Annotated in this window: 25 protein-coding genes; 19 read left to right on the top strand and 6 right to left on the bottom strand. The window is 70.6% G+C overall.

Translation table 11 applies throughout. The features are described 5' to 3' along the window. The 11 genes from rimM to whiG all read left to right on the top strand — a co-directional run bounded on the left by rimM (position 1) and on the right by whiG (position 10,015). A complete protein-coding gene (rimM, locus tag V1457_RS01325) occupies positions 1-528 on the top strand; it encodes a ribosome maturation factor RimM (protein WP_200070171.1) in 528 nt (175 codons plus the stop codon). A gap of 40 nt (positions 529-568) precedes the next feature. Beyond that, positions 569-1,360 (top strand): tRNA (guanosine(37)-N1)-methyltransferase TrmD, encoded by a 792-nt coding sequence (trmD, locus tag V1457_RS01320; protein WP_295149485.1) that lies wholly within the window; start codon positions 569-571, stop codon positions 1,358-1,360. 197 nt (positions 1,361-1,557) lie between these two features. Continuing rightward, positions 1,558-1,914 (top strand): 50S ribosomal protein L19, encoded by a 357-nt coding sequence (rplS, locus tag V1457_RS01315; protein ID WP_200070169.1) that lies wholly within the window; start codon positions 1,558-1,560, stop codon positions 1,912-1,914. A 262-nt stretch (positions 1,915-2,176) separates the two neighbouring features. Beyond that, positions 2,177-3,100, top strand: coding sequence for a signal peptidase I (lepB, locus tag V1457_RS01310; protein WP_295149482.1), 924 nt, complete (start codon positions 2,177-2,179; stop codon positions 3,098-3,100). A gap of 2 nt (positions 3,101-3,102) precedes the next feature. Next, on the top strand, positions 3,103-3,870 hold the full coding sequence (locus V1457_RS01305) for a ribonuclease HII (RefSeq protein WP_295149479.1): 768 nt from the start codon (positions 3,103-3,105) through the stop codon (positions 3,868-3,870). Positions 3,871-3,906: 36 nt separating this feature from the next. After that, complete coding sequence (locus V1457_RS01300; protein WP_200070168.1) at positions 3,907-4,230, top strand: DUF2469 domain-containing protein; 324 nt, start codon at positions 3,907-3,909, stop codon at positions 4,228-4,230. 258 nt (positions 4,231-4,488) lie between these two features. Then, positions 4,489-4,899 (top strand): YraN family protein, encoded by a 411-nt coding sequence (locus V1457_RS01295; RefSeq protein ID WP_200070167.1) that lies wholly within the window; start codon positions 4,489-4,491, stop codon positions 4,897-4,899. After that, a complete protein-coding gene (locus tag V1457_RS01290; RefSeq protein ID WP_200070166.1) occupies positions 4,900-6,423 on the top strand; it encodes a YifB family Mg chelatase-like AAA ATPase in 1,524 nt (507 codons plus the stop codon). Positions 6,424-6,676: 253 nt separating this feature from the next. After that, entirely contained in the window at positions 6,677-7,831 is a 1,155-nt protein-coding gene (gene dprA / locus V1457_RS01285) for a DNA-processing protein DprA (protein WP_338599303.1), read from the top strand. A 92-nt stretch (positions 7,832-7,923) separates the two neighbouring features. After that, positions 7,924-8,901, top strand: coding sequence for a tyrosine recombinase XerC (locus V1457_RS01280; protein ID WP_338599300.1), 978 nt, complete (start codon positions 7,924-7,926; stop codon positions 8,899-8,901). After that, complete coding sequence (gene whiG / locus V1457_RS01275) at positions 8,876-10,015, top strand: RNA polymerase sigma factor WhiG (protein WP_338599297.1); 1,140 nt, start codon at positions 8,876-8,878, stop codon at positions 10,013-10,015. Before V1457_RS01280 ends, whiG begins: the two co-directional genes overlap by 26 nt. On the opposite strand, the gene V1457_RS01270 is transcribed toward whiG, so the two are convergent. Continuing rightward, entirely contained in the window at positions 9,996-10,565 is a 570-nt protein-coding gene (locus V1457_RS01270) for a M23 family metallopeptidase (RefSeq protein WP_338599294.1), read from the bottom strand. The genes whiG and V1457_RS01270 overlap by 20 nt on opposite strands. Positions 10,566-10,985: 420 nt before the next feature. Between V1457_RS01270 and rpsB the strand changes: the two genes are divergently transcribed. The 7 genes from rpsB (at position 10,986) to V1457_RS01235 (ending at position 17,109) form a co-directional block, all read left to right on the top strand. Beyond that, entirely contained in the window at positions 10,986-11,825 is an 840-nt protein-coding gene (gene rpsB, locus V1457_RS01265; RefSeq protein WP_200070163.1) for a 30S ribosomal protein S2, read from the top strand. A 220-nt stretch (positions 11,826-12,045) separates the two neighbouring features. Then, positions 12,046-12,861, top strand: a complete 816-nt coding sequence (tsf, locus tag V1457_RS01260) for a translation elongation factor Ts (protein WP_200070162.1) — start codon at positions 12,046-12,048, stop codon at positions 12,859-12,861. Positions 12,862-13,049: 188 nt separating this feature from the next. Next, positions 13,050-13,799, top strand: coding sequence for a UMP kinase (pyrH, locus tag V1457_RS01255; protein ID WP_200070161.1), 750 nt, complete (start codon positions 13,050-13,052; stop codon positions 13,797-13,799). 90 nt (positions 13,800-13,889) lie between these two features. Continuing rightward, on the top strand, positions 13,890-14,447 hold the full coding sequence (frr, locus tag V1457_RS01250; protein WP_200070160.1) for a ribosome recycling factor: 558 nt from the start codon (positions 13,890-13,892) through the stop codon (positions 14,445-14,447). A gap of 170 nt (positions 14,448-14,617) precedes the next feature. Further along, complete coding sequence (locus tag V1457_RS01245) at positions 14,618-15,463, top strand: phosphatidate cytidylyltransferase (protein ID WP_200070159.1); 846 nt, start codon at positions 14,618-14,620, stop codon at positions 15,461-15,463. Then, positions 15,460-16,185 (top strand): class I SAM-dependent methyltransferase, encoded by a 726-nt coding sequence (locus V1457_RS01240; RefSeq protein WP_338599286.1) that lies wholly within the window; start codon positions 15,460-15,462, stop codon positions 16,183-16,185. The genes V1457_RS01245 and V1457_RS01240 overlap by 4 nt, the downstream gene beginning before the upstream one ends. A 426-nt stretch (positions 16,186-16,611) precedes the next feature. Further along, complete coding sequence (locus V1457_RS01235; RefSeq protein ID WP_338599283.1) at positions 16,612-17,109, top strand: hypothetical protein; 498 nt, start codon at positions 16,612-16,614, stop codon at positions 17,107-17,109. A gap of 37 nt (positions 17,110-17,146) precedes the next feature. On the opposite strand, the gene V1457_RS01230 is transcribed toward V1457_RS01235, so the two are convergent. Genes V1457_RS01230 through V1457_RS01215 form a run of 4 tightly spaced genes read right to left on the bottom strand, consistent with a single transcriptional unit; the run spans position 17,147 to position 20,408 of the window. Further along, positions 17,147-17,818 carry a metal-dependent transcriptional regulator gene (locus tag V1457_RS01230; RefSeq protein ID WP_374220942.1) on the bottom strand — a complete coding sequence of 224 codons (672 nt, stop codon included), beginning with the start codon at positions 17,816-17,818 and terminating at the stop codon, positions 17,147-17,149. Between the two features lie 51 nt (positions 17,819-17,869). Beyond that, positions 17,870-18,742, bottom strand: coding sequence for a metal ABC transporter permease (locus tag V1457_RS01225; RefSeq protein WP_200070155.1), 873 nt, complete (start codon positions 18,740-18,742; stop codon positions 17,870-17,872). After that, on the bottom strand, positions 18,739-19,461 hold the full coding sequence (locus tag V1457_RS01220) for a metal ABC transporter ATP-binding protein (protein WP_200070154.1): 723 nt from the start codon (positions 19,459-19,461) through the stop codon (positions 18,739-18,741). The genes V1457_RS01225 and V1457_RS01220 overlap by 4 nt, the downstream gene beginning before the upstream one ends. Beyond that, positions 19,458-20,408 carry a metal ABC transporter substrate-binding protein gene (locus tag V1457_RS01215; RefSeq protein WP_338599279.1) on the bottom strand — a complete coding sequence of 317 codons (951 nt, stop codon included), beginning with the start codon at positions 20,406-20,408 and terminating at the stop codon, positions 19,458-19,460. The genes V1457_RS01220 and V1457_RS01215 overlap by 4 nt, the downstream gene beginning before the upstream one ends. 86 nt (positions 20,409-20,494) lie before the next feature. Between V1457_RS01215 and rlmN the strand changes: the two genes are divergently transcribed. Further along, a complete protein-coding gene (rlmN, locus tag V1457_RS01210; protein WP_200070153.1) occupies positions 20,495-21,604 on the top strand; it encodes a 23S rRNA (adenine(2503)-C(2))-methyltransferase RlmN in 1,110 nt (369 codons plus the stop codon). Between the two features lie 493 nt (positions 21,605-22,097). Here rlmN and V1457_RS01205 read toward each other — a convergent pair whose 3' ends face one another. Further along, positions 22,098-22,586 (bottom strand): carbonic anhydrase, encoded by a 489-nt coding sequence (locus V1457_RS01205; RefSeq protein ID WP_200070152.1) that lies wholly within the window; start codon positions 22,584-22,586, stop codon positions 22,098-22,100. Between the last annotated feature and the right edge of the window lie 182 nt (positions 22,587-22,768).

Raw genomic sequence — 22,768 nt, 5'->3', positions numbered from 1 at the left:
ATGAGCGGTCCTGCGCTGGCCGTGGGCAAGGTCGTCAAGTCGCACGGCGTGCGCGGCGAGGTCGTCGTCGAGGTGCGCACCGACAGCCCCGAGCTGCGGTTCGCGCCGGGCGCGGTGCTCGGCGTCCAGCGCCGGGCGACGGCCGCCCCGGCCACGCTCACCGTCGCAGCCGCCCGGCCGCACGCCGGGCGGCTGCTGGTCGTTTTCGAGGAAGTCTCCGGCCGCGAGGCGGCCGAGCAGTTGCGCGGATCGCTGCTGACGGTGGGTTCGGACGAGCTCGAACCCACCGCGGATCCGGACGAGTTCCACGACCACGAGCTGGAAGGGCTCCGCGTGGTCCTGGTGACCGGCGAAGAGGTCGGCGTGGTGCGCGAAGTGCTGCACACCCCGGCCGGCGAGCTGCTGTCCGTGGGTACGCCGCAGGACGAGGAGAAGCTCGTGCCGTTCGTCTCCGAGATCGTGCCCGAGGTCGATCTCGCCCAGGGCAGGGTCGTGCTCGACCCGCCGGAGGGGCTGCTCGAAGGCTGACCGAGCAGGTCAGGCCATCCAGCGCTAAGGAACGCAAGCGTTGCGCATTGACGTCATTTCCATCTTTCCCGAGTACCTGGCCCCGTTGCGGCAGGCCTTGCTGGGCAAGGCGATCGAACGCGAGAAGATCTCCGTCGGGGTGCACGACCTGCGGGACTGGACCCACGACGTGCACCGCGCCGTGGACGACAGCCCCTACGGCGGCGGTCCGGGAATGGTGATGAAACCGGACGTGTGGGGCGAAGCCCTGGACGCGGTGTGCGGTTCCGGCGCGGAGCAGCCGACGCTGGTCGTGCCGACGCCGGCGGGGCGTCCGTTCACGCAGTCGACGGCGGTCCGCTGGGCGGCGAAACCGTGGCTGGTGTTCGCCTGCGGCCGCTACGAGGGCATCGACGAGCGGGTGGTCGAGGACGCGGCCGGCCGGATGCCGGTCGAAGAGGTCTCCATCGGCGACTACGTGCTGGTCGGCGGTGAGGTCGCGGCGCTGACCATGATCGAGTCGGTGGCCCGGTTGCTGCCGGGCGTGCTGGGCAATCCCGCCTCCGCGGAGCAGGACTCCTTCTCCGACGGCCTGCTCGAAGGCCCCAGCTACACCCGCCCGGAGGTCTGGCGCGGGCGTGCCGTGCCGGACGTGCTGCGTTCCGGCAACCACGCCGCGATCGCGCGGTGGCGCCGCGATGAGGCGCTGCGGCGCACGAGCGAACGCCGCCCGGACCTGCTGGCGGCACTGCCACCGGAGGCCCTGGACGTCAAGGACCGGGCGCTGCTGGATACACTGGGCGCGGACGAGGCGCAGTCCCCGGAGGACTCCGCGCAGCAGGGGAACGACTGAGATCGCACCCGCTGCACCGGGGCCAGTTCCGGCGGCTGCCTGCGCGTCTGGCACACTTGACCGGTTGCTGCAGCCGGATTCTGTGCTGGCGCGCACCAATGCAAGCTCACCCCCGTGTCAGGCGGTGGCCGCGGTCAGGCCGGGCCATGGAGCGCGAGAACACGGGTGCCTACGACACGGATGAGGACGGACCACCGATGAACACCCTGGACGCTTTGGACGCCCAGTCGCTGCGTTCCGACATCCCGGCCTTCCGGCCTGGCGACACGCTGAAGGTCTACGTCCGCGTCATCGAGGGTTCGCGCGAGCGGAACCAGGTCTTCCAGGGCGCTGTGATCCGGCGCCAGGGCGACGGTGTCCGGGAGACCTTCACCGTCCGCAAGATCTCCTTCGGTGTCGGCGTGGAACGCACCTTCCCGGTGCACAGCCCGAACATCGCCAAGATCGAGGTCGCTGCCCGCGGCCGGGTCCGCCGGGCGAAGCTGTACTACCTGCGCGAGCGTCGCGGCAAGGCCGCCAAGATCAAGGAGCGGCGCGAGCCCGTCTCCTCCTGAGCCCGCGCTAGCGGCGAGGATTCCGGAAACGGCCCGGGTGCTGCGGCATCCGGGCCGTTTTCGCGCGCACTGATCCACTTTTGAGTGAACGACGGGATGGGATGAGCCGCATCGCACCCCGCCGCGGACCGGTCGAACTCCGCGCGAGCGCTCAATGATCGGCGAATTCGCACGTCATCCGGTTTCCTGGGCGATCCGGACGGACCGGGCGCGCGCAGGGGGAGCGCGCCGGGCGCCGGTGCCGTTCCAGTAGCCTGGCCGCGTGGCCGACGTCATGCGCTCCACCGGACCAGAGGAAGAGCCCCAGGAAGGGCCTGCCGACAACCGCGAAGGCGGCGGCAAGGGCCGCTTCGGGCGGCGCTCCCGCCGCAAGCGGGAGCGGAAGAGCTCCTTCTGGCGCGAGCTGCCGATCCTGATCGTCACCGCGCTGGTGCTCACGGTGCTCATCCAGACCTTCCTCGCCCGGGTCTACGTCATCCCGTCCCAGTCGATGGAGCAGACGCTGCACGGCTGCGACGGCTGCCAGAACGACCGGGTGCTGGTGGACAAGGTGTCCTACCGGTTCACCGACCCGGAACCCGGCGACGTCGTCGTGTTCCGCGGGCCGGAGACCTGGGGCAACAACGAGTTCAACGTGCCGGAGGCGTCGAACCCGGTCGCCGGTTTCTTCCAGGGCGCGCTGTCGCTTCTCGGCTTCGGGTCGCCGGACGAGAAGGACTTCGTCAAGCGGGTGATCGCCACCGGCGGCCAGACCGTGTCGTGCTGCGACCCGCAGAACCGGATGCTGGTCGACGGCAAGCCGCTCGATGAGCCCTACGTCTACTGGGAGCCCGGCGAGGGGGAACGGCACGAGGCGTTCGCGCCCGTGACGGTGCCGCAGGGACGCTTGTGGGTGCAGGGCGACAACCGCGGGAACTCGCAGGACTCGCGGTACCAAGGCGGCGGTGGCGTCAACGGCACCGTCCCGGTGGACAACGTGATCGGCAAGGCGCAGGTCATCGTGCTGCCGCCGACGCGCTGGCAGAGCATCCCCGAACCGAATCCGCAGGCCGACGCGCTGGGCGCGCCCGCGTGGCAGGCAGGAGTGCCCGCAGGCGTCGGGTTCGCCGCGGCGTTCCCGGTGTTGTGGGCGGGCCGGCGGGTCACCGCCGTGGTGTCCGACCGGCGTGCCCGGAGGCGGCACTGACCGTGGGGGCGCGGTTCGCGCCCGCTGCGGCGGAATGGCGGCCGCCACGGCCGGTGATCCGCCGCAGCAGCGGCAACTGGGCGCTGCAGAGCGCGCTGGACCGCAGCGGGCTCGGGCCGGTGGCCGGCGTCGACGAGGCCGGTCGCGGCGCGTGCGCCGGGCCGTTGGTGGTGGCGGCGTGCGTGCTCAAGGCCGGGGACGGCAAGCGGTTCGCCGGGCTCACCGATTCCAAGGTGCTCGCCGAGGCGGAGCGGGAGCGGCTCTACGAGGTGATCACCCGCCGCGCGGTGGCGTCCTCGGTCGTCGTCATCCCGCCCGAGGAGGTCGACGCGCTGGGCATCCACGTGGCGAACCTGGAAGGTATGCGCCGGGCGGTGGCGCGGATGCCGGTGCACCCGGGCTACGTGCTCACCGATGGCTTTCGAGTGCAGGGGCTCGCGGCGCCGAGCGTGGCGGTGCTCAAGGGCGATCTGGTCGCGGCGTGCGTGGCGGCGGCCTCGGTGCTGGCGAAGGTCACCCGCGACCGCATCATGCGCGAGCTGCACGAGCGGTTGCCGATGTACGGCCTCGACGAGCACAAGGGCTATTGCACGCCGGATCACACGGCGCGGCTGGAGGAGCACGGGCCGAGTCCGGAGCACCGCTGGTGCTATTCGAACGTCGTCGGCGCCGCGCGCCTGCACGGCATGCGCTCGCCACGCACCGTGACCAGTAAGCCCGGTTTGTTCGATGCTTCGGACGAGGATGTGGTGGACAATGGGGGAACGTAAGGGCAACGGCGATCTAGAAGGGCGGCCCGCACTGCGATGAGCGCCGAGGATCTCGAGAAGTACGAGACCGAGATGGAGCTGCAGCTCTACAAGGAGTACCGCGACATCGTCGGGCAGTTCAATTACGTCGTGGAGACCGAGCGGCGCTTCTACCTGGCCAATGCGGTGGACGTGCAGGTCCGCAATTCCGACTCGGAGGTCTACTTCGAAGTCGCGATGTCGGATGCGTGGGTCTGGGACATGTATCGGCCGGCGCGGTTCGTCAAGAACGTCCGGGTGATCACGTTCAAGGACGTGAACGTGGAGGAGCTGGACAAGCCGGATCTGCGGTTGCCGGAGAACGGTCCGTTCGGGAGCTGAGGCTGTCCGCGGCCGGTTCGGCCGCCGCACCTGCTGGGGAAAACGGGTGGTCGCCGTGGGCGGCCGCCCGTTTTGCTGCGCGGGCTCGCCCGGTGAGTTGTCCACAGGCTTGCTGTTCATCCACAGATTTCCCAATTGAGTCTGGTGGCGCTGCGCGCCGCGGGGCAGTTTGGAGATGGCGGCCCCGGGTGATCGGGGTCGTTGCGCGGTTCGGTTTCTCCGCTGCCGCGTTCCGCCTCGCATTCCCGGAGGGAAACCATGGCTCGAACGCTCGATTACAGCCCGCTGCTCGGCGCCTTGTCCGATGTGGACGGATACGGCAAGCACGCGCTGGGGCGCGCAGGTGAACGGCTGGCGGCCGAACACCTGCAGCGGCAGGGGTTGGCGGTGCTGGTGCGGAATTGGCGGTGCCCGCAGGGCGAACTCGACATCGTCGCGACCGACGGGCAACAGGCGATCTTCTGCGAGGTCAAGACCCGATCCGGCGTCGACTACGGGGCGCCGCTGGACGCGGTGGGGCCGAACAAGGTGCGGCGGCTGCGGGAACTGGCGCGCGCGTGGCTCGCGGAGCGCGAGCTCACCGGCTGCCCGGTCCGCTTCGACGTCATCTCGATCCTGTGGCCGCCGCGTGGGCGCCCGTCCCTCGAGCATTTGCCGGGGGTGTTCTGAATGGTGCTGCGACGGACTTGGGCGGTCGCGCTGTTCGGCGTGGACGGCGCGCTGGTGGAGATCGAAGCGGACGTGCGCAAAGGCGGCCTGCCGAGCGTGCAGCTGCTGGGCCTGCCGGACACGGCGTTGCAGGAGTCCAAGAACCGCGTCCGCGCGGCGGTGCAGAACTGCCGCGAGGACTGGCCGAAGAGCTGCGTGACGCTGGCGCTGTCGCCGGCGGCGCTGCCGAAAGCGGGCACCTCTTACGACCTCGCGCTCGCGTGCGCGGTGCTCGCCGGTGCGGAACAGGTGCCGCCGCACCGGCTGGAAGGCACGGTGCTGTTCGGTGAACTGGCGCTGGACGGACGCATCCGCTCGGTTCGCGGGCTGCTGCCCGGGCTGCTCGCAGCACGGCGGGAAGGCGTGCGCCGCGCCATCGTGCCTGCGAGCGGTCTTGCGGAGGCGCAGCTGGTCGAGGACGTCGAGGTGTTCGGTGCCTCCCACCTGCGGGAGGTGATCGCGTGGCTGCGGGAGCAAGGCGAACTCGACCACTTCCCGGCGGAACCGGTCCAGCAGGACGAATCCGCCGCGGCCAGGACGGACCTGGCGGACGTGCTCGGCCAGCCGGAGGCGCGGTGGGCGCTGGAAGTGGCCGCCGCCGGTGGCCACCACCTGCTCATGGTCGGCCCGCCGGGAACCGGCAAGACCATGCTGGCGCAGCGGCTCGGCGGCCTGCTGCCGACGTTGAGCAGGCAGGAAGCGCTGGAGGTCACCGCGATCCACTCGGTCGCCGGTGAGCTCGCCGGTGCGGCACCGCTGGTGACCGATCCGCCGTTCGTCGCGCCGCACCACTCCACCTCGATCCCGGGGCTGATCGGCGGCGGAGCGGGGCTGGCCCGGCCTGGCGCGGTCAGCCGCGCGCACCGCGGCACGTTGTTCATGGACGAGGCTTGCGAGTTCGGCACCAAACGGCTGGAAGCACTGCGCACCGCGTTGGAGGACGGCGAGGTGCGGTTGTCCCGCCGGGACGGCACGTTGCGCTACCCGGCCGCGTTCCAACTGGTGCTGGCGACGAATCCGTGTCCGTGCGCACCGGCCCGGGACAGCGACTGCTGTTGCTCGCAGCAGGTGCGGCGGCGGTATTTCGGCAAGCTTTCCGGGCCGCTGCTGGACCGAGTCGACATGCGGGTGCGGATGCGGCCGGTCACGGCGATGACCATGCAACCCGATCGGCAGCCGGAATCGACCGAGGTCGTGCGGGAACGGGTGTCCCGGGCGCGGGCGCTGGCCGCCGAGCGCTGGTCCGCGCACGGGTGGCGGACCAACGGGGAGGTGCCGGGGCCGCTGCTGCGGCGCGAGTTCGCCCTGCCGGAGGCGACCACGGCGTTGCTGGACCGGGGGCTCGATCTCGGTGCGGTGACGGCTCGCGGAGCAGACCGGTGCCTGCGGGTGGCGTGGACGCTGGCCGATCTGGACGCCAGCCCGGCGCCGAGCGCGGAACACGTTGCGTCCGCGCTCGATTTCCGGGAAAGGAGTGTCCATTGAACGCGGTAAGGCGGCGCCCGGGCACCTGCCCGTGCAAGCAGGCCGAAACGCGCCACTCCTTCTTGCATTGCAACGAAGGCTTCGGCGGCCCGTGGGTGGGTGTTGCGCCATCGCACCTGCACACCGCGCCGCACGACCCGGAAGTCGATCGTCGTGCCGGTTCCGGCCGGGAATCACCGGGGCACCGCCAACCTGGTTCCGAGTCGCGGGCAGCTCATCCATCAGCACTAGCAGCAGACGGGCGGGAGGTGACATGACCATGTCGTCTGCGCAGGATCAACACGATCCGACACGGGTCGCGCGCGCGTACCTGTCGGCGGTCGCGGAGCCTCCGGCACCCGCGCTCGGAGCGTTCGTGGCTGAGCACGGTGTCGTCCGCGCGGCCCTGCTGGTCAGCCGGGGAACGACTCCTTCCCCCGTAGCCGACGAGGTCGAGGCGCGCCGCGAGCACGTCTCCGGCGAGGCGGCGTTGGCGGCCGGTGCTGCCGCGGGCGCGCGGTTGCTCACTCCGGAGGATCCGGAGTGGCCGGCGGAACGTGTGGCGATCTTGGCGGCAGCGACCGAGATCGGCGTCGCGGGGGTGGCGGAGCCGTTGGCCCTGTGGGCGCGGGGCCGGGCGGATCCGTCCGTGGCCCTGCGGTTCTCGGCAGCGGTGGTCGGCGCGCGTGCGGCCTCGGGCTACGGCGAGCACCTGGCGGCCGAGATCGGCCACGGGTTGGCGTCGACCGGGTGCGCGGTGGTCTCCGGTGCCGCTTACGGCATCGATGGTGCCGCGCATCGCGGTGCGCTGGCCGCGGACGGGACCACGGTGGCCCTGCTCGCCTGCGGTATCGACGTCGACTATCCCGCCGGTCACGGCAGATTGTTGCGCAGCGTCGCCGAGCAAGGCGTGGTCCTCAGCGAGTACGCCCCCGGGACTCCGCCGCGCAAGCATCGCTTCCTGGTCCGCAACCGGCTGATCGCCGCTTGCGGGCAGGGCACGGTGGTGGTGGAGGCCGGTGCGCGCAGCGGAGCGGCCAACACCGCGAACACCACCGACCTGCTCGGCCTGCCGCTGATGGCCCTACCCGGGCCGGTGACCTCGGCGAACTCGGTGGGCTGCCACGACATGATCCGTTCCGGCAAGGGGGTGCTGGTCACCTCGACCGCGCAGGTGCTCGAGATGATCAACCCGCTCGGTGCCGCGCCGCCGGTCGATCCCGAACCGCAGGCACGCAGCTCCGACGCACTCGATCCGTGCACCAGAAAACTGCATGATGCAGTAATTGCTCGCGATGGTGCGAGTTCGGAGCAACTTGCCCGCGAATGCGGTCTTCCATTGCGCACCGTTCGTGCATTGTTGCCAGAAATGGAACTCGCCGGACTCGTGCGGCGAAAGGAGGGTGGCTGGATGAGAAACAGCAGGTGAGCGCTCGACGGTCGGCGCGGTTTGCCGGATGCGAGCCTGTTCACGGCGTGGCCCTCTTGACCAGTTCACATCCACCGACGAGCGTTTGCGGCATGGCTCGCAGACCGTCCGACTCCACCCCGCGGCCCGACCTGCGCGCGGCACGGGCGAACCTCCCCGGCCCGTTCGGTACGGCGGTGGACGGCTTCGAACGGCATCTCGCGACCGAGCGCGGATTGTCGCCGCACACCGTCCGCGCTTACGTCGGTGATGTCGTGTCCCTGCTGGATGGCGTCGCCGCCGGTTCGGACGAGCAGCCCGGCCTGGAGACGGTGACGCTCGCCGCCTTGCGGTCGTGGCTGGCCGGACAACATGCCACGGGAATCGGCCGGGCGACGCTCGCGCGCCGGGCGGCTTCGGCGCGCACGTTCACCGCTTGGGCGCACCGGGACGGCCTGCTCGACGCGGACCCGGGCCCGCGGCTGGCCGCACCGACGCGGCAGCGGACGTTGCCCGCGGTGCTGCGCGCCGAGCAGGCGGGTTCGGCGATGGCGGCCTCGGCCGGCGGCGCTGAGCAGGGTGACCCAGTCGCGCTGCGCGATCACGCGCTGCTGGAACTGCTCTACGCCACCGGGGTGCGGGTTTCCGAGCTGTGCGGGCTGGACCTGGCCGAGATCGACCACGAGCGGCGTCTGCTGCGCGTGCTGGGCAAGGGTGACCGGGAACGGGCCGTGCCGTTCGGGGTACCTGCGGATCAAGCGCTCGGGCGCTGGTTGTCGGCCGGTCGCCCGAAACTGCGCACCGAGCGTTCGGGCGACGCGGTGTTCCTCGGCGTGCGCGGTGGCCGGCTGGATCAGCGCGCTGCGCGCCGCGTTGTGCACGACGCGGTCGACGCGGTGCCGGGAGCCACCGAGATCGGACCGCATGGCCTGCGCCATTCGGCCGCGACCCATTTGCTCGAAGGGGGAGCGGACCTCCGTAGCGTTCAGGAGTTGCTTGGTCACGCTACGCTCGCAACGACCCAGCTTTACACCCACGTGACCGTCGACCGGCTGAAGGCGATCCATGACCGAACCCACCCCCGTTCCTGACGACGCCGGGGGCGGTGCCCGCACCGCGGCCGCGGAAGCGACATCGAGATCGACCACGTCGGAGCCGTACGAGCACGGCGATCCGGCACCGCAAGACGTCCCGGACGGCCACGATCCGAACGCCTCGACCGGCGGGCGCCGAGTCAACGGCAGCCGCAACGGCGAACACACCGTCACCCAATCAAGTGGCGGAACACGAACCGGGGAAGACCGGGACGCGGCGAACGGCCGGGCCCCGAACGGCCAGGAGATCGGCCACGGCCGGGACATCGGGAACATCCGGGACAAAGCGCCGACCGCTTCACCGCAGTCGTTGCCCTACCTCGTCGGTGCGGACGACCAGCGCAGCGCCGACGAGGTCGAGGCGGGGATCGTCGCGCTCTGGCAGGCGTTCGGCGAGCATCGCGATCATTCGCTGCGCGACCGGTTGGTGCTGCATTACGCGCCGCTGGTGAAGTACGTGGCCGGGCGCGTGGGCACCGGCCTTCCGTCGCACGTCGAGGTCTCCGACCTGATCCAGTCCGGCATCTTCGGACTCGTCGACGCGATCGAGAAGTTCGAGCCGGAGCGCGGCCTGAAGTTCGAGACCTACGCCATGCAACGCATCCGCGGCGCGATCCTGGACGACCTGCGCGCGCAGGACTGGGTGCCGCGCTCGGTGCGCAGCAGAGCGCGCGATCTGGAACGCGCACTGGAACGGCTGGAAGCGAAGTTGCAGCGCACTGCGACCGACACCGAGGTCGCCGACGAGCTCGAAGTCTCCCCGGACGAGCTGCGCGAGCTGTTCGCGCAGCTGCAGATGACCAGCGTGGTCGCGCTCGACGACCTGATCAGCGCGGGCAAGGGCACCGCATCGCTGGCCGAGACGCTGCCCGACGATCGGGCCGAGGATCCGGTCGCGGCGCTGGTGGACCGGGACAGCCGCAGGCAACTCGCGGAGGCGGTCGAGCGGCTCAGCGACCGGGACCGGGTCGTGGTCACCCTGTACTACTTCGAGAACTTGACGCTGGCCGAGATCGGCAAGGTGCTCGGCGTGACCGAGTCCCGGGTCTGCCAGCTGCACACCCGGGCCGTGCTGCGGCTGCGCAGCAAGCTCACCGAGCCACAGCAGTGACCTGATCCGCCGCGTCCCACGGCAGCAGCCGCACCCGGCCACCGCCGAGCAAGCCCAACGGGTCGCGGTATTCCGGCCCGCGCCGCACGCCCCAGTGCAGGCACGCATCCGCCGGACAGCCCGGATGCCCGGGGTCCAGCGCCCCGATCGGCTGGCCGGGTGCCACCGCCTGCCCGGCCTGAACGGTGGCGCGCACCGGTTCGTAGGTGGTCCGCAGACCACCGGAGTGCTCGATCGACACGACCGGCCGGTCGGCGAGCACGCCCGCGAAGCGCACGGTGCCCGCGCCTGCCGAGCGCACCTGCTCGCCGGCCGCACCGGCCAGGTCGACTCCCCGGTGGCCGGGACCGAACTCGCTGCTGGGCGGCTCGAACGGCCGCAGCACGGGCGCCGCGGACGCCAGCGGCCGCATGAATTCCGGTGCGGGCTCGGTCGTTGCCGGTGATGTTCGCTGCGCTACTCCGGCTGCGGGCAGCATCAGCAGCACGAGCAGCGGCGACACCAGGCCGAGCGCGGCGGACCATGCGCGGCACCTATCGGCGATCAACATGCTTCCAAGGTGGCCCGCTGCGGACCGGCGGGACAGGGTCCGTTCCGGAATCTGTGGACCGGCCGAGGGCCTGTGGACAATCCGCTACCTCAACGGTGCGGGGTTTGCACGTCGAGTACACTGCAATCGCGGTTTCGTGTGCGCACGATCCGACTTCGCGTGTCCGCGCGTCGACATCGGGCAACCGAAATAACCGTTCTTCCATCGATCACCGCATGTCCGGTACGGCCGGGCGCGGTCGGCGGAGCGGTGCACGGGCCCGATGCGCAGCGGCGACCTCGCGGTCCCGGACCGGCAGAAGCCGGCCCGGGTGGGGAAACCGGTGCGGACACCAGGGCGGCAGGTCACCCGGCCTGCCGCGGCAACCGAATCGCGCGCCGCCCCGGCGGCGCGCCCGACACACGAGGTGCGAACAAGGCCATGGCCGTCGTCACCATGAAGCAGCTGCTCGACAGCGGCGTGCACTTCGGGCACCAGACCCGGCGCTGGAACCCGAAGATGAAGCGCTACATCTTCACCGAGCGCAACGGCATCTACATCATCGACCTGCAGCAGACCCTGTCCTACATCGACGGGGCCTACGACTTCGTCAAGCAGACGGTCGCGCACGGCGGGACGATCCTGTTCGTCGGCACCAAGAAGCAGGCCCAGGAGGCCATCGCCGAGCAGGCCCTGCGGGTCGGCATGCCCTACGTCAACCAGCGTTGGCTGGGCGGGATGCTCACGAACTTCCAGACCGTGCACCGTCGTCTCCAGCGGCTCAAGGAGCTGGAGAACATGGAGCAGACCGGTGGTTTCGAGGGTCGCACCAAGAAGGAGATCTTGATGCTGACCCGCGAGAAGGACAAGCTGGAGAAGACCCTCGGCGGCATCCGCGACATGTCCAAGGTCCCCAGCGCGATCTGGATCGTGGACACCAAGAAGGAGCACATCGCCGTCGGTGAGGCCCGCAAGCTGGGCATCCCGGTGGTCGCGATCCTGGACACCAACTGCGATCCGGACGAGGTCGACTACCCGATCCCGGGCAACGACGACGCGATCCGGTCCGCCGCGCTGCTGACCCGCGTGCTCGCCGACGGTGTCGCGGACGGCCTGATGTCCCGCAGCGGCCGCAGCAACGGCGCGGTCGAGGGCGAGGACAAGCCGCAGCCCGGCGCCGGTGAGGAACCGCTGGCCGAGTGGGAGCAGGAGCTGCTGACCACCGGTTCCAGCGAGGGCGAGAGCACGCCGCAGAGCAACGAGCAGGCCGCTCAGTCCTGATCCGCCCCGCGCCGGTCGTCCGTGCGATCGGGTGATCGGCGCGGGCGCCGAGTTCAACGGCCACACTGGTGGCCGCGGCGGCGCGGGCGAGCCCGCCCGCGCCGCCGCAACGCATCCGCACCGGGGACTCGCGCGCGGCCACGCGAGCGGCGTGCCGCCGCTGCGGCCCCGGACCTCTTCCCGCTGTGCACAACTTCCGAAGAAGGACGGACAACGCACGATGGCGAACTACACTACGGCTGACGTCAAGAAGCTCCGCGACCTGACCGGCGCCGGCATGATGGACTGCAAGAAGGCCCTGGGCGAAGCCGACGGCGACTTCGACAAGGCCGTGGAGGCCCTGCGCATCAAGGGCGCCAAGGACATCGGCAAGCGCGCCGAGCGCTCCGCGGCCGAGGGTCTGGTCGCCGCCGAGGACGGCGTGCTGATCGAGCTCAACAGCGAGACCGACTTCGTCGCCAAGAACGACGAGTTCAAGCAGCTCGCGGGCCGGATCGTGCAGGCAGCCAAGGCCGCGAACTCCTCGGACCTGGAGACGGTCAAGGCCGCGCCGCTGGACGACAAGACCGTCGACCAGACCGTGCAGGACCTCGCCGCGAAGATCGGCGAGAAGCTGCAGCTGAGCAAGGTCGCGATCTTCGACGGCCAGGTCTCCACCTACCTGCACCGCCGCGCCGCGGACCTGCCGCCGCAGGTGGGCGTGCTGGTCGAGTACACCGGTTCCTCCGAGGAGGCCGCCCGCAACGCCGCGATGCAGGTCGCCGCGCTCCGGGCGAGCTACCTGACCCGGGACGAGGTCCCGGAGGACGTGGTGGCCAACGAGCGCCGCATCGCCGAGGAGACCGCCCGCGCCGAGAACAAGCCGGAGCAGGCCCTCCCCAAGATCATCGAGGGTCGGCTCAACGGGTTCTTCAAGGAGAACGTGCTGCTCGACCAGCCTTCGGTGCAGGACAACAAGAAGACCGTCAAGGACCTGCTGGACGAGGCGGGCGTGACCGTGACCCGGTTCGCGCGCTTCGAGGTCGGCCAGTCCTGAGCCCTGCAGGCTCGGTGATCCGTCTCCGGCGTGGTCCCGCCGACCTCGCCGCCGGCGCCCGCAGCGCCGGCGGCGAGCGCGGCGACGTTGTACGCCCCGTCTCCGCCGCACCGGCGGGCGGGGCGTTCGCGCAGGGCGCGCGATGCCCGGCGCGCACCGTGGAATAACAGCCTCTCGGGAGGAACCCAGTGACCGACGACGGCCTGTCGTACGACGGCTATGGGCGTGTGCTGCTCAAACTGGGCGGTGAAATGTTCGGCGGCGGCGCGGTCGGCGTCGACCCGGACGTGGTGGGCACCGTCGCGCGGCAGATCGCCGAGGTCGTGGCCGGCGGCATCGAGGTCGCCGTCGTCATCGGCGGCGGCAACTTCTTCCGCGGCGCTGAGCTGCAGCAGCGCGGCATGGAACGCGCCCGCGGCGACTACATGTCCATGCTCGGCACTGTGATGAACTGCCTGGCGCTGCAGGACTTCCTGGAACGCGAGCACGAGATCGACACCCGCGTGATGTCGGCGATCACGATGGGCCAGGTCGCCGAGCCCTACATCCCGCGCCGCGCGATCCGGCACATGGAGAAGGGCCGCGTGGTCATCTTCGGCGCAGGCACCGGGATGCCGTACTTCTCCACCGACACCGCCGCGGCGCAGCGTGCGCTGGAGATCGGCTGCGAGGTGGTGCTCATGGCCAAGGGGGTGGACGGTGTCTACACTGCGGACCCCAAGACCAACCCGGCCGCTGAGCGGTTCGAGAGCATCAGCCACCGCGAGGTTCTTGAGCGAGGGCTCAAGGTCGCCGACGCGACCGCGTTCAGCCTGTGCATGGACAACCAGATGCCCATCCTGGTCTTCAACCTCCTGCAGGAGGGCAACATCGCCCGCGCGGTGCGTGGTGCGAAGATCGGAACCCTGGTCAGCACCCCGGCCGCAGCGCCCGTGTGAGCGTGCTGGGATCCTGATCGGGCCGTCTGCGGCACCGGAGCGCCGCGCGGCGAGCAGCGCACATCGGCCGGCACACCTTAAGGAGCAGCCGTGATCGACGAGACTCTTCTCGAAGGCGAGGAGAAGATGCAGAAGGCGGTGCAGGTGGCCAAGGACGACCTTGCCACGGTTCGCACCGGCCGTGCCAATCCCGCCATGTTCTCCGGCATCGTCGTCGACTACTACGGTTCGCCGACTCCGTTGAACCAACTGGCCAGCATCAACGTGCCGGAGGCGCGGCTGGTCGTGATCAAGCCGTACGACGCCAGCCAGCTGGGCGCGATGGAGAAGGCCATCCGCGACTCCGACCTGAGCGTCAACCCGAGCAACGACGGCCAGCTCATCCGGATCGCGATTCCGCAGATGACCGAGGAGCGCCGCAAGGAGATGGCCAAGCTCGCCAAGCAGAAGGGCGAGGAGGGCCGGATCAGCGTGCGCAGCATCCGGCGCAAGGCCAAGGAGGAGCTCGACCGGATCGTCAAGGACGGCGAGGCCGGTGAGGACGAGGGCACGCGCGGCGAGAAGGAGCTGGAGAACCTCACGCACCGCTACACGGCCCAGATCGACGAGCTGGTCAAGCACAAGGAAGCCGAGCTCCTCGAAGTTTGAGAGGCTGTCTTGCAACTGTGGTTCGCGGCTGCCGGGCCGCCTTCGCCGGTGGCGCCCGCGTGGCCGGGTGGCCGCCGCCCGCTCCCGGTGGCCGCGTGGTCCCGCGCCTTCGGCGCGCCGGCCGTTGGCGGGCCGTGGTGACGACCAGCCGGCGCGAAGGTGAGTCGTGGATGTCCGCTGCCGCACCGGACCCGCCCTCGCGTCCTTCCCGGGCTGGCCGGGACCTGCGCGCGGCGATCGCGGTGGGCGTGGTGCTCGGCGCCGCGATCATCGTGTCGCTGCTGATGTTGCGGCAGTTGTTCATCGGCATCGTCGCGGTGGCCGCGGCGGTGTCGACCGTGGAGCTGGCGGGCGCGTTGCGCCGCGGCGCAGGCATCCGGGTTTCGCTGCTGCCGGTGCTGGCCGGTGGCCAGCTGATGGTGTGGTTGTCCTGGCCGTTCGGCCTGCGCGGTTTGCTGGTCGGTTTCGCGATCACCACGCTGGCTTGCCTGGCGTGGCGGTTCCGGCTGGGCGTGGACGGTTATCTGCGCGACGTGTCGGCTTCGGTGCTCACCGCTGCTTATGTGCCGATGTTCGCGGCGTTCGCGGCGATGCTCGCGGTGCCGGAGGACGGGGCGTTCCGCGCGTTGTGCTTCATGATCGGCGTGGTCGCTTCGGACACCGGCGGCTACGCGGCCGGGGTGCTGCTGGGCAAGCACCCGATGGCTCCCTCGATCAGCCCGAAGAAGTCCTGGGAGGGTTTCGCGGGCTCGATGCTGACCGGCACCGTCGCGGGCGGGCTGTCGGTCTCGCTGATGCTGGGCGGGCATTGGTGGCAGGGCGTGTTGTTCGGCGCCGCGCTGGTGTGCAGCGCAACGCTGGGCGACCTGATGGAGTCGGTGATCAAGCGCGATCTGGGGATCAAGGACATGGGCAACCTGCTGCCCGGTCACGGGGGCTTGATGGATCGGATGGATTCGCTGCTCCCGTCGGCGGTGGTGGCCTGGATGGTGCTGTTCTGGCTGCTGCCGCAATGAATTCGCCGCCCGCGCCGAAGATCACCCCGAGTCCGAACATCTGGCGCTGGCCGGACCTCTACGAGCTGGAGAACCGGGCGCAGGACTCGACCGGCGCGCTGTGGGAGGCGCTGCGCGGGCACTGCGATTGGGCGGGCCGCGACGTGGTGGACATCGGTTGCGGCGACGGTTTCCACCTCGAGGTGTTCGCCGCTTCGGCCCGTTCGGTGGTCGGCGTCGAACCGCATCCGCCGCTGGCGCGGCGGGCGCGAGAACGGGTCGCGGGACGCGCGGGGGTGGACGTGCGGCAGGCCCCGGCGCAGCGGCTGCCGTTGGCGGACGCGGGCGCGGACCTGGTGCACGCCAGGACGGCATACTTCTTCGGCCCCGGCTGCGAGCCCGGATTGGCGGAGGCTGAGCGGGTGCTGCGTCCCGGCGGCACGCTCGCGATCATCGATTTGGACGCGGCCTGCCCGCCGTACGGCGACTGGATGCGCGCCGACGCGCCGCACTACGACCCGGTCGCGGTGGAGTCGTTCTTCCAGCGGCGCGGTTTCGACAGCGTCGGGGTGCGCAGCGAATGGCGGTTCGACGCGCGGGCCGAGCTGGAGGCGGTGCTGGGCATCGAGTTCTCGCCGAAGGTCGCGCGGCGTGCGGCGCGCCAGGTCACCGGTTGCGCGTTCGAGGTCGGTTACCGACTGCGGGTCCGGCGTCGGCCGGTGGGGCTGCTCCGCAGCCGCTGAGCCGGTTCCGCGCCGCTTGATCACTCAGAGTGAGACGGTTTCCTGTCCGGTTCGGAACTGCAGCCGACCGGCCGATCAAGGCCGGATCCCGGCCGGTGAGCCGTTACGTTTCAGTGCTTCTTCCGCAACGCGAACGCCCCCGAATGCCGCCTTGCTTCGGGCGCGCGCTGCGTGATCGACTTGGATGGATCACGGAGTGTGCCCGCGTGCGGCCGGTGCCGACACCTCGGCGGTGCTGCGCAGCGCGGGCGTTGTTGTGCGCCGCGGCGGTGCGGTGCCACCGCTGCGGCGGGCGCACCCAGCGCTCGGCGCGGAGGCGGACACCCGGCGCTTCGGACGAACTGAAACCGAGCGCTCAGCGCGACGTTGAAACCGAGCGCTCAGCGCGGCACGGGCACCGAGCGACTTGCGCGAAGGAGGGAACGCATGGCCTTTCACGCGGGCAAACCGGTGACCGCGGGGTTGAGCCAGGTCGCGCAGATGGACCGCAAGGAACGTTCCCGCCTGGTGCGCGAGTTGTCCCGCCAGCACCCGGCGTTCCGCTCGCTGCTGCGGCAGGTCGCGTTGACCAGGGCGACGGCGTTCGCCTCCGGCCTGGTGCTGGCGGTCGCGGTGGTCCTGCTGGTGCAGGAGGTCTCCGTGGTCTGGGTGTCGATGCTGGTGTTCGGCGGCCTGATCGGGTTCGCCTACGTCGCGGTGGTGCTCACGGATCACCGCTTCGATCTGCTGCTGGCGGTGCTCGGCGCGCATCGCACCGATGAGCTGCACGGGGTGCTGCTCGCCGAGCAGCTCTACGGCGCGGAGCCCGCAGATTCCCAGCAAGCCGCAGGTTCCCAGCAATCTGCCGATACCGAGGAGACCGCCGAACCGGACACGGCCGAGGAACCGGTGTCCACTTCGGACGAGCAGCGCCGGGCTTGCTGAACCGCTTCCGGGTCGGCCGTTCGCGGACTCGCCGAGCTCAGGTGCGGATGGACAGCGTGGCGGCGATCTCGCTGCCGAGGAAGTGCGTCTCCGCCTCCGGCGGTTCTCCGATCCGCACCACCAGCGGGCCGCCGAACGGTTTGCGCTCCACGACCTCGATGCGCGCACCGAGGGTCATGCCGTGGTCGGTCAGGTAGCGCAGCAGCTCCGAATCGGTGTCCCAGACCCGCGCGATGGTGCCGACGGTGCCCGGCTCGACTTGGTCCAGCAGCCGGGTCGCGGGTTTCTCCACGTCTCCGTCGGCGGTGGGGATCGGGTCGCCGTGCGGGTCGTGCGTGGGGTGGCCGAGCTTCGCGGCGATGTGCGCGACGAGGTCGTCGGAGACGGCGTGCTCCAGCGCGTCGGCTTCGGTGTGCACCTCGTCCCAGGTGTAGTCCAGCTCCTCCACCAGGAACAGTTCGATCAGCCGGTGCCTGCGCAGCACGTCGTAGGCCAGTCGGCGGCCGTCCGGAGTGAGCTCGACGCTGCGGTACCGGATGTGCGTGACCAGTCCGAGCTGGGCCAGCTTGGTGATCATCCCGGAGACCGAGGACGGGCTCAGGCCCAGCCGCTGGGTCAGCGTCGCGTTGGTCACCGCGACCCCGCGTTCGCTGAGCCCGTAGATCGCCCGGACGTAGTCCTCGACGGACGGCGACGGGCGCTCGGCCATGCTTGTCATGGTTTCCACGATAGGAGACCTCCACCGCCCCGGGTGAGTGGACTATTCGGCCACGACCGGCGCTGCCCGCCTGCGCCGGCGCACCGCTTCCCACAGCAACCCTTGCGCGGGTGCGAACAGGTAGGTGAGCAGGAACAGCGCCGCCTGGCAGACCACGATCATCCCTCCGGTGGAGGTGTCCAGGTGGAAGCTGAGGTAGGTGCCCGCGATCCCGCTGAACACCGCCAGCCCCGATGCGGTGCCCAGCATCGCCGGGAACCGGCGGGTGAGCAGGAACGCCGTCGCTCCCGGCGTGATCAGCATCGCGGTGACCAGGATGACCCCGACGGCTTGCAATGCCACGACCACGGTCAGGGCGAGCATGGTCAGCAGCACGGCCCCGATGCGCTTCGGATTGAGCCCGATGGCGTGCGCGTGCGTGGGGTCGAAGGCGTAGAGCGTGATGTCGCGCCGCATGATGACCGCCACCAGCAGCGTGATCGCGCTGATCACCAGCACTTGCAGGATGTCCGAGTCGGTGACGCCGAGGACGTTGCCGAACAGGATGTGGTTGAGGTCGACCTGGCTGGGGATGCGCGAGATCAGCACGATGCCCAGCGCGAACAGCCCGGTGAACACCACGCCGATCGCCGCGTCGCCCTTGAGCCGGGTCGTGTTGCGCACCGCGCCGATCAGCGCGACCGCGAGCCCGCCGAACAGGAACGCGCCCACCGAGAACGGCAGCGCCAGCACGTAGGCGAGCACGACACCGGGCAGCACGGCGTGCGAGACGGCGTCGCCCAGCAGCGACCAGCCGATCAGCGTCACCCAGCAGGACAGCACCGAGCACACCAGCGCGGCGACCACGCTGACCAGCAGCGCTCGTTGCATGAAGCCGAACTGCAGCGGTTCGGCCAGCCAGATCAGCACGTTCATCGGGTTCCTTCCGGGACGCCGAAGGTGCGGGCCAGGGTCTCCGGCGCGAGCACCTCGGCGACCGGGCCGTGCGCGAGGACGCGCTGGTGCAGCAGCACCGCCTCGTCGCACAGCGCGGGCGCCGCGGCGAGGTCGTGGGTGGAGATCATGATCGTCCGGCCGTCGTCGCGCAGTCCGCGCAGCAGCTCGCTGAGCACCGCCTCGGAACCCTTGTCGACACCCGCGAACGGTTCGTCGAGCAGCAGCAGCTGCGCCTCCTGCGCGATGCCGCGCGCCACGAAGGCCCGTTTGCGCTGGCCGCCCGACAACGCGCCGATCGGGTTGCGGGCCAGTTCGGTCAGCCCCACGCGGGCGAGCGCGGCGGCCACCGCCGTGCGGTCGGCGGACTTCGGTCGCCGCATCGGCCCGAGCCGCCCGTAGCGGCCCATCATCACCACGTCGGCGACGGTGACCGGGAACGTCCAATCCACCGCCTCGGACTGCGGCACGTAGGCGACCAGGCTCCGCGCGCGGGCGCGTCTCGGTTCCATGCCGAGCAGCCCGATCTCGCCGCGGTCCGGGCGGACCAGCCCCATCAGGGACTTGAACAGGGTGGACTTGCCGGAACCGTTGACCCCGAGCAGCCCGCAGACCTTGCCCGCACCGACCTCGACGGTGACGTCGTCGAGGGCCAGGGTGTCCCGGTAGCGCACGGTCACGTGCTGGGCGTGGACGCTCATCGAGCACCTCCGGAGAGCCCGCCGACGATGGTTTCCGCGTCGTGGCGCAGCAGGTCGAGGTAGGTGGGCACCGGCCCGCCGGGTTCGGACAGCGAGTCCACGTAGAGCGTGCCGCCCATCCGCGCGCCGGTCTCGGCCGCCACCTGCTGCTGGGCCTTGTCGTTCACGGTGGATTCGCAGAACACCGCGGGGACGCGCTGGTCGCGCACCAGCCGGGTGGTGTTCTTGATCTGCTGCGGGGTGCCTTCGGAGTCGCTGTTGACCGGCCAGAGGTAGTCCTCCCGCAGTCCGACGTCCCTGGCCAGGTACGAGAAGGCGCCTTCGCAGGTCACCAGCGCGCGTTGCTGCTCGGGCAGCTTGCCGAGCTCGGTGCGCAGGTACTGCTCGATCTCGTCGATGCGCCGGGTGTAGTCCGCGGCGTTGCGCCGGAACGTCTCCGCGTGCGCCGGTTCGATGCGGGTGAGCGCGTCCCGGATGTTCGCGACGTAGCTCTTGGCGTTGCGCGGGGACATCCAGGCGTGCGGGTTGGGCGCGCCCTGCTGTCCGGCCGCGCGGATCGGGATCGGCTCGACGCCGCGGCTGAGCGTCACGTGCCTGGCCTCGCTGCGCTGCACGAACTGCTGGAACCAGCTCTCCAGGCCGAGCCCGTTGTCCAGCACCACATCGGCCCTGGCCGCGCTGAGCATGTCGCTCGGAGTCGGCTCGTAGCCGTGCACCTCGGCCCCGGGCTTGATGATCGATTCGACCGGCAGCACCCCGCCGGAAACGGCGCGGGTCATGTCCGCGAGCACGGTGAACGTGGTGACCACGGTGCGCCGTCCGTCGTCGGGCAGGCGCAGGCCGGTGCCGCAGCCGGTCAACAGCGGTGCTGCGGCCAGCAGGGCGATGAGCGCGGCCGCGCAGCGCCGGCCGCGTTTTCGCCATATCGGCAGTCCGAGTTTCGGCACACCGAAACATTACGCCCGCGAAGCCGCGCTGACCAGTGGACTCGGTCTCCGGCCCCGGATTCCGCCGTGGGAGAATGGTGAGCGCTATGTCGACTTCACTCCCGCTGGTCTTCGACGCGCCGAAGCGCGGTATGCCACCTCGCCACCTCGCCGACATGTCGGCCGAGGAACGTCGCACCGCCGTGGGCGAGGCGGGGGAGAAGCCGTTCCGGGCGCGGCAGCTCGCGAACCACTACTTCGGCAGGCTCAACGCCGACGTCGAGTCGATGACCGACATCCCCGCGGCCAGCCGGGCCAAGCTCGGCGCGGACCTGCTGCCCACGCTGCTGAGCCAGGTCCGCACCGTGGACACCGACGAGGGCACCACCCGCAAGACGCTCTGGCGCGCGCACGACGGCACGCTGATCGAAAGCGTGCTGATGCGCTATCCCGAGCGGGCGACGGTGTGCATCTCCAGCCAGGCGGGCTGCGGCATGGCATGCCCGTTCTGCGCCACCGGGCAGGGCGGTCTGCAGCGCAACCTGTCCACCGCCGAGATCGTCGACCAGGTCCGCACCGCCGCGGCGATGCTGCGCGACGGCGAGGTTCCGGGCGGCCCGGGCCGGTTGTCGAACGTGGTGTTCATGGGCATGGGCGAGCCGCTGGCGAACTACAAGCGCGTGCTCGACGCGGTGCACCGGATCTGCGACGACGCGCCGGATGGGCTGGGGCTGTCGCAGCGTTCGGTCACCGTCTCCACGGTGGGCCTCGCCCCGGCGATCCGGAAGATGACCGCGGAGAACCTGCACGTCACGCTCGCGGTCTCGCTGCACACTCCGGACGACGAGCTGCGCGACACGCTGGTGCCGGTGAACAACCGCTGGCCGGTGGCCGAGGTGCTGGAGGCCGCGCGCGGCTACGCCGACAACACCGGGCGCCGGGTCTCGATCGAGTACGCGCTGATCCGGGACATGAACGACCAGGGCTGGCGCGCGGACCTGCTCGGCAAGCTGCTGCACCGGCACCTCGGGCAGTTCGCGCACGTCAACCTGATCCCGCTGAACCCGACTCCGGGCAGCAAGTGGGACGCGAGCCCGAAACCGGTGGAGCGCGAGTTCGTCCGCCGCGTCCGGGCGGCCGGAGTGCCGTGCACCGTCCGCGACACCCGCGGGCAGGAGATCTCCGCGGCCTGCGGGCAGTTGGCCGCGGAGGGCTGAGCGCCCACCGGGCGACGAGGGTTCCCGAGCGCGCGGACCAGGCGCGCTGCGACCCGGGATCGGCCGAGCGCGGCGCGAGCAACGGCCGGGTGGCCGCGGCTTCATCACTACGGATGATCCGGTCCGCTCCGGGCAACGGATCACGAGCTGATCACGAAGCGTCGGCGGTTGCTCCGGCGGGTCCGCCCGGCATTTCGCCATTGCGTTTCTGACCTGCGTGTTTCGCCGGAAGCGAAGGCGCTCGCCTGGCTCGTCCGCATGATCGCGGAGCGGTTCGCCGAGCCCCGTGCAAGGGGTGTCCATCGGTCGGGTTGGGACTCTGGAAAACCGTCCAGCGCGAGATCACCCTGGTGATCGCGGCCCTCGCGGAACTCCCACGAAACCCCCGCCCGGGCCGGCCCGATGCCGACACCCCCGACCGGTGTCGGGTCCGCGCCGGCCGGACAGCGCCCCTTCCCCTCGCACCGCGCTGCCCGGCCGGCTCCGGGCGGTCTCAGCTCACCTCGCCCAGCCGCCCGTCTGCAACGTCGAACACGAAGCCCCGCACGGAATCCTTCTTCGGAATGAACGGGCTGGTCAGGATGCGCTGCACGGATTGCCGCAGATCGGTTTCGAGGTCGCCGAACGACTCCGGTGACCAGTCCGGTTCGACGCCCACGTCCTGCTGGATCGCGGCGGTGAACTCGTCGTCGGTGAAGGTCAGCATCCCGCAGTCGGTGTGGTGGATCAGGATGATCTCCTCGGTGCCGAGCAGCCGCTGGCTGATCGCCAGCGAGCGGATCTCGTCGGCGGTGACCACGCCGCCCGCGTTGCGGATGACGTGCGCTTCGCCTTCGGCGAGCCCGAGCGCGCGGTAGACGTCCAGTCGCGCGTCCATGCACGCCAGCACGGCCACCTTCTTGGCAGGGGGCAGCGGCAGCGGACCGGAGAACCCGGCGGCGTAGGACTCGTTGTTCTTGAGCAGTTCGTCGGTGACCGACATGGTGTCCCTCCTGTTCATGCTTCCCGCCGGGGCGGGCTGGATCACGTTCGGAGGCGGCCGCGCACGACAAGCGCGGCCCAAGGACACGCCTGGTCGAAAAGGGACATGCGCCGCGACGGCCAGAACGGGTCGAGCGGCACGTGGTTCATGCGCACACGTCTATTGGTCGACCGCGGGTGAGC

This window comes from Saccharopolyspora sp. SCSIO 74807 (genome assembly GCF_037023755.1).
Lineage (GTDB): Bacteria > Actinomycetota > Actinomycetes > Mycobacteriales > Pseudonocardiaceae > Saccharopolyspora_C > Saccharopolyspora_C galaxeae.
This window is presented reverse-complemented; position numbering and strand designations above follow the sequence as displayed.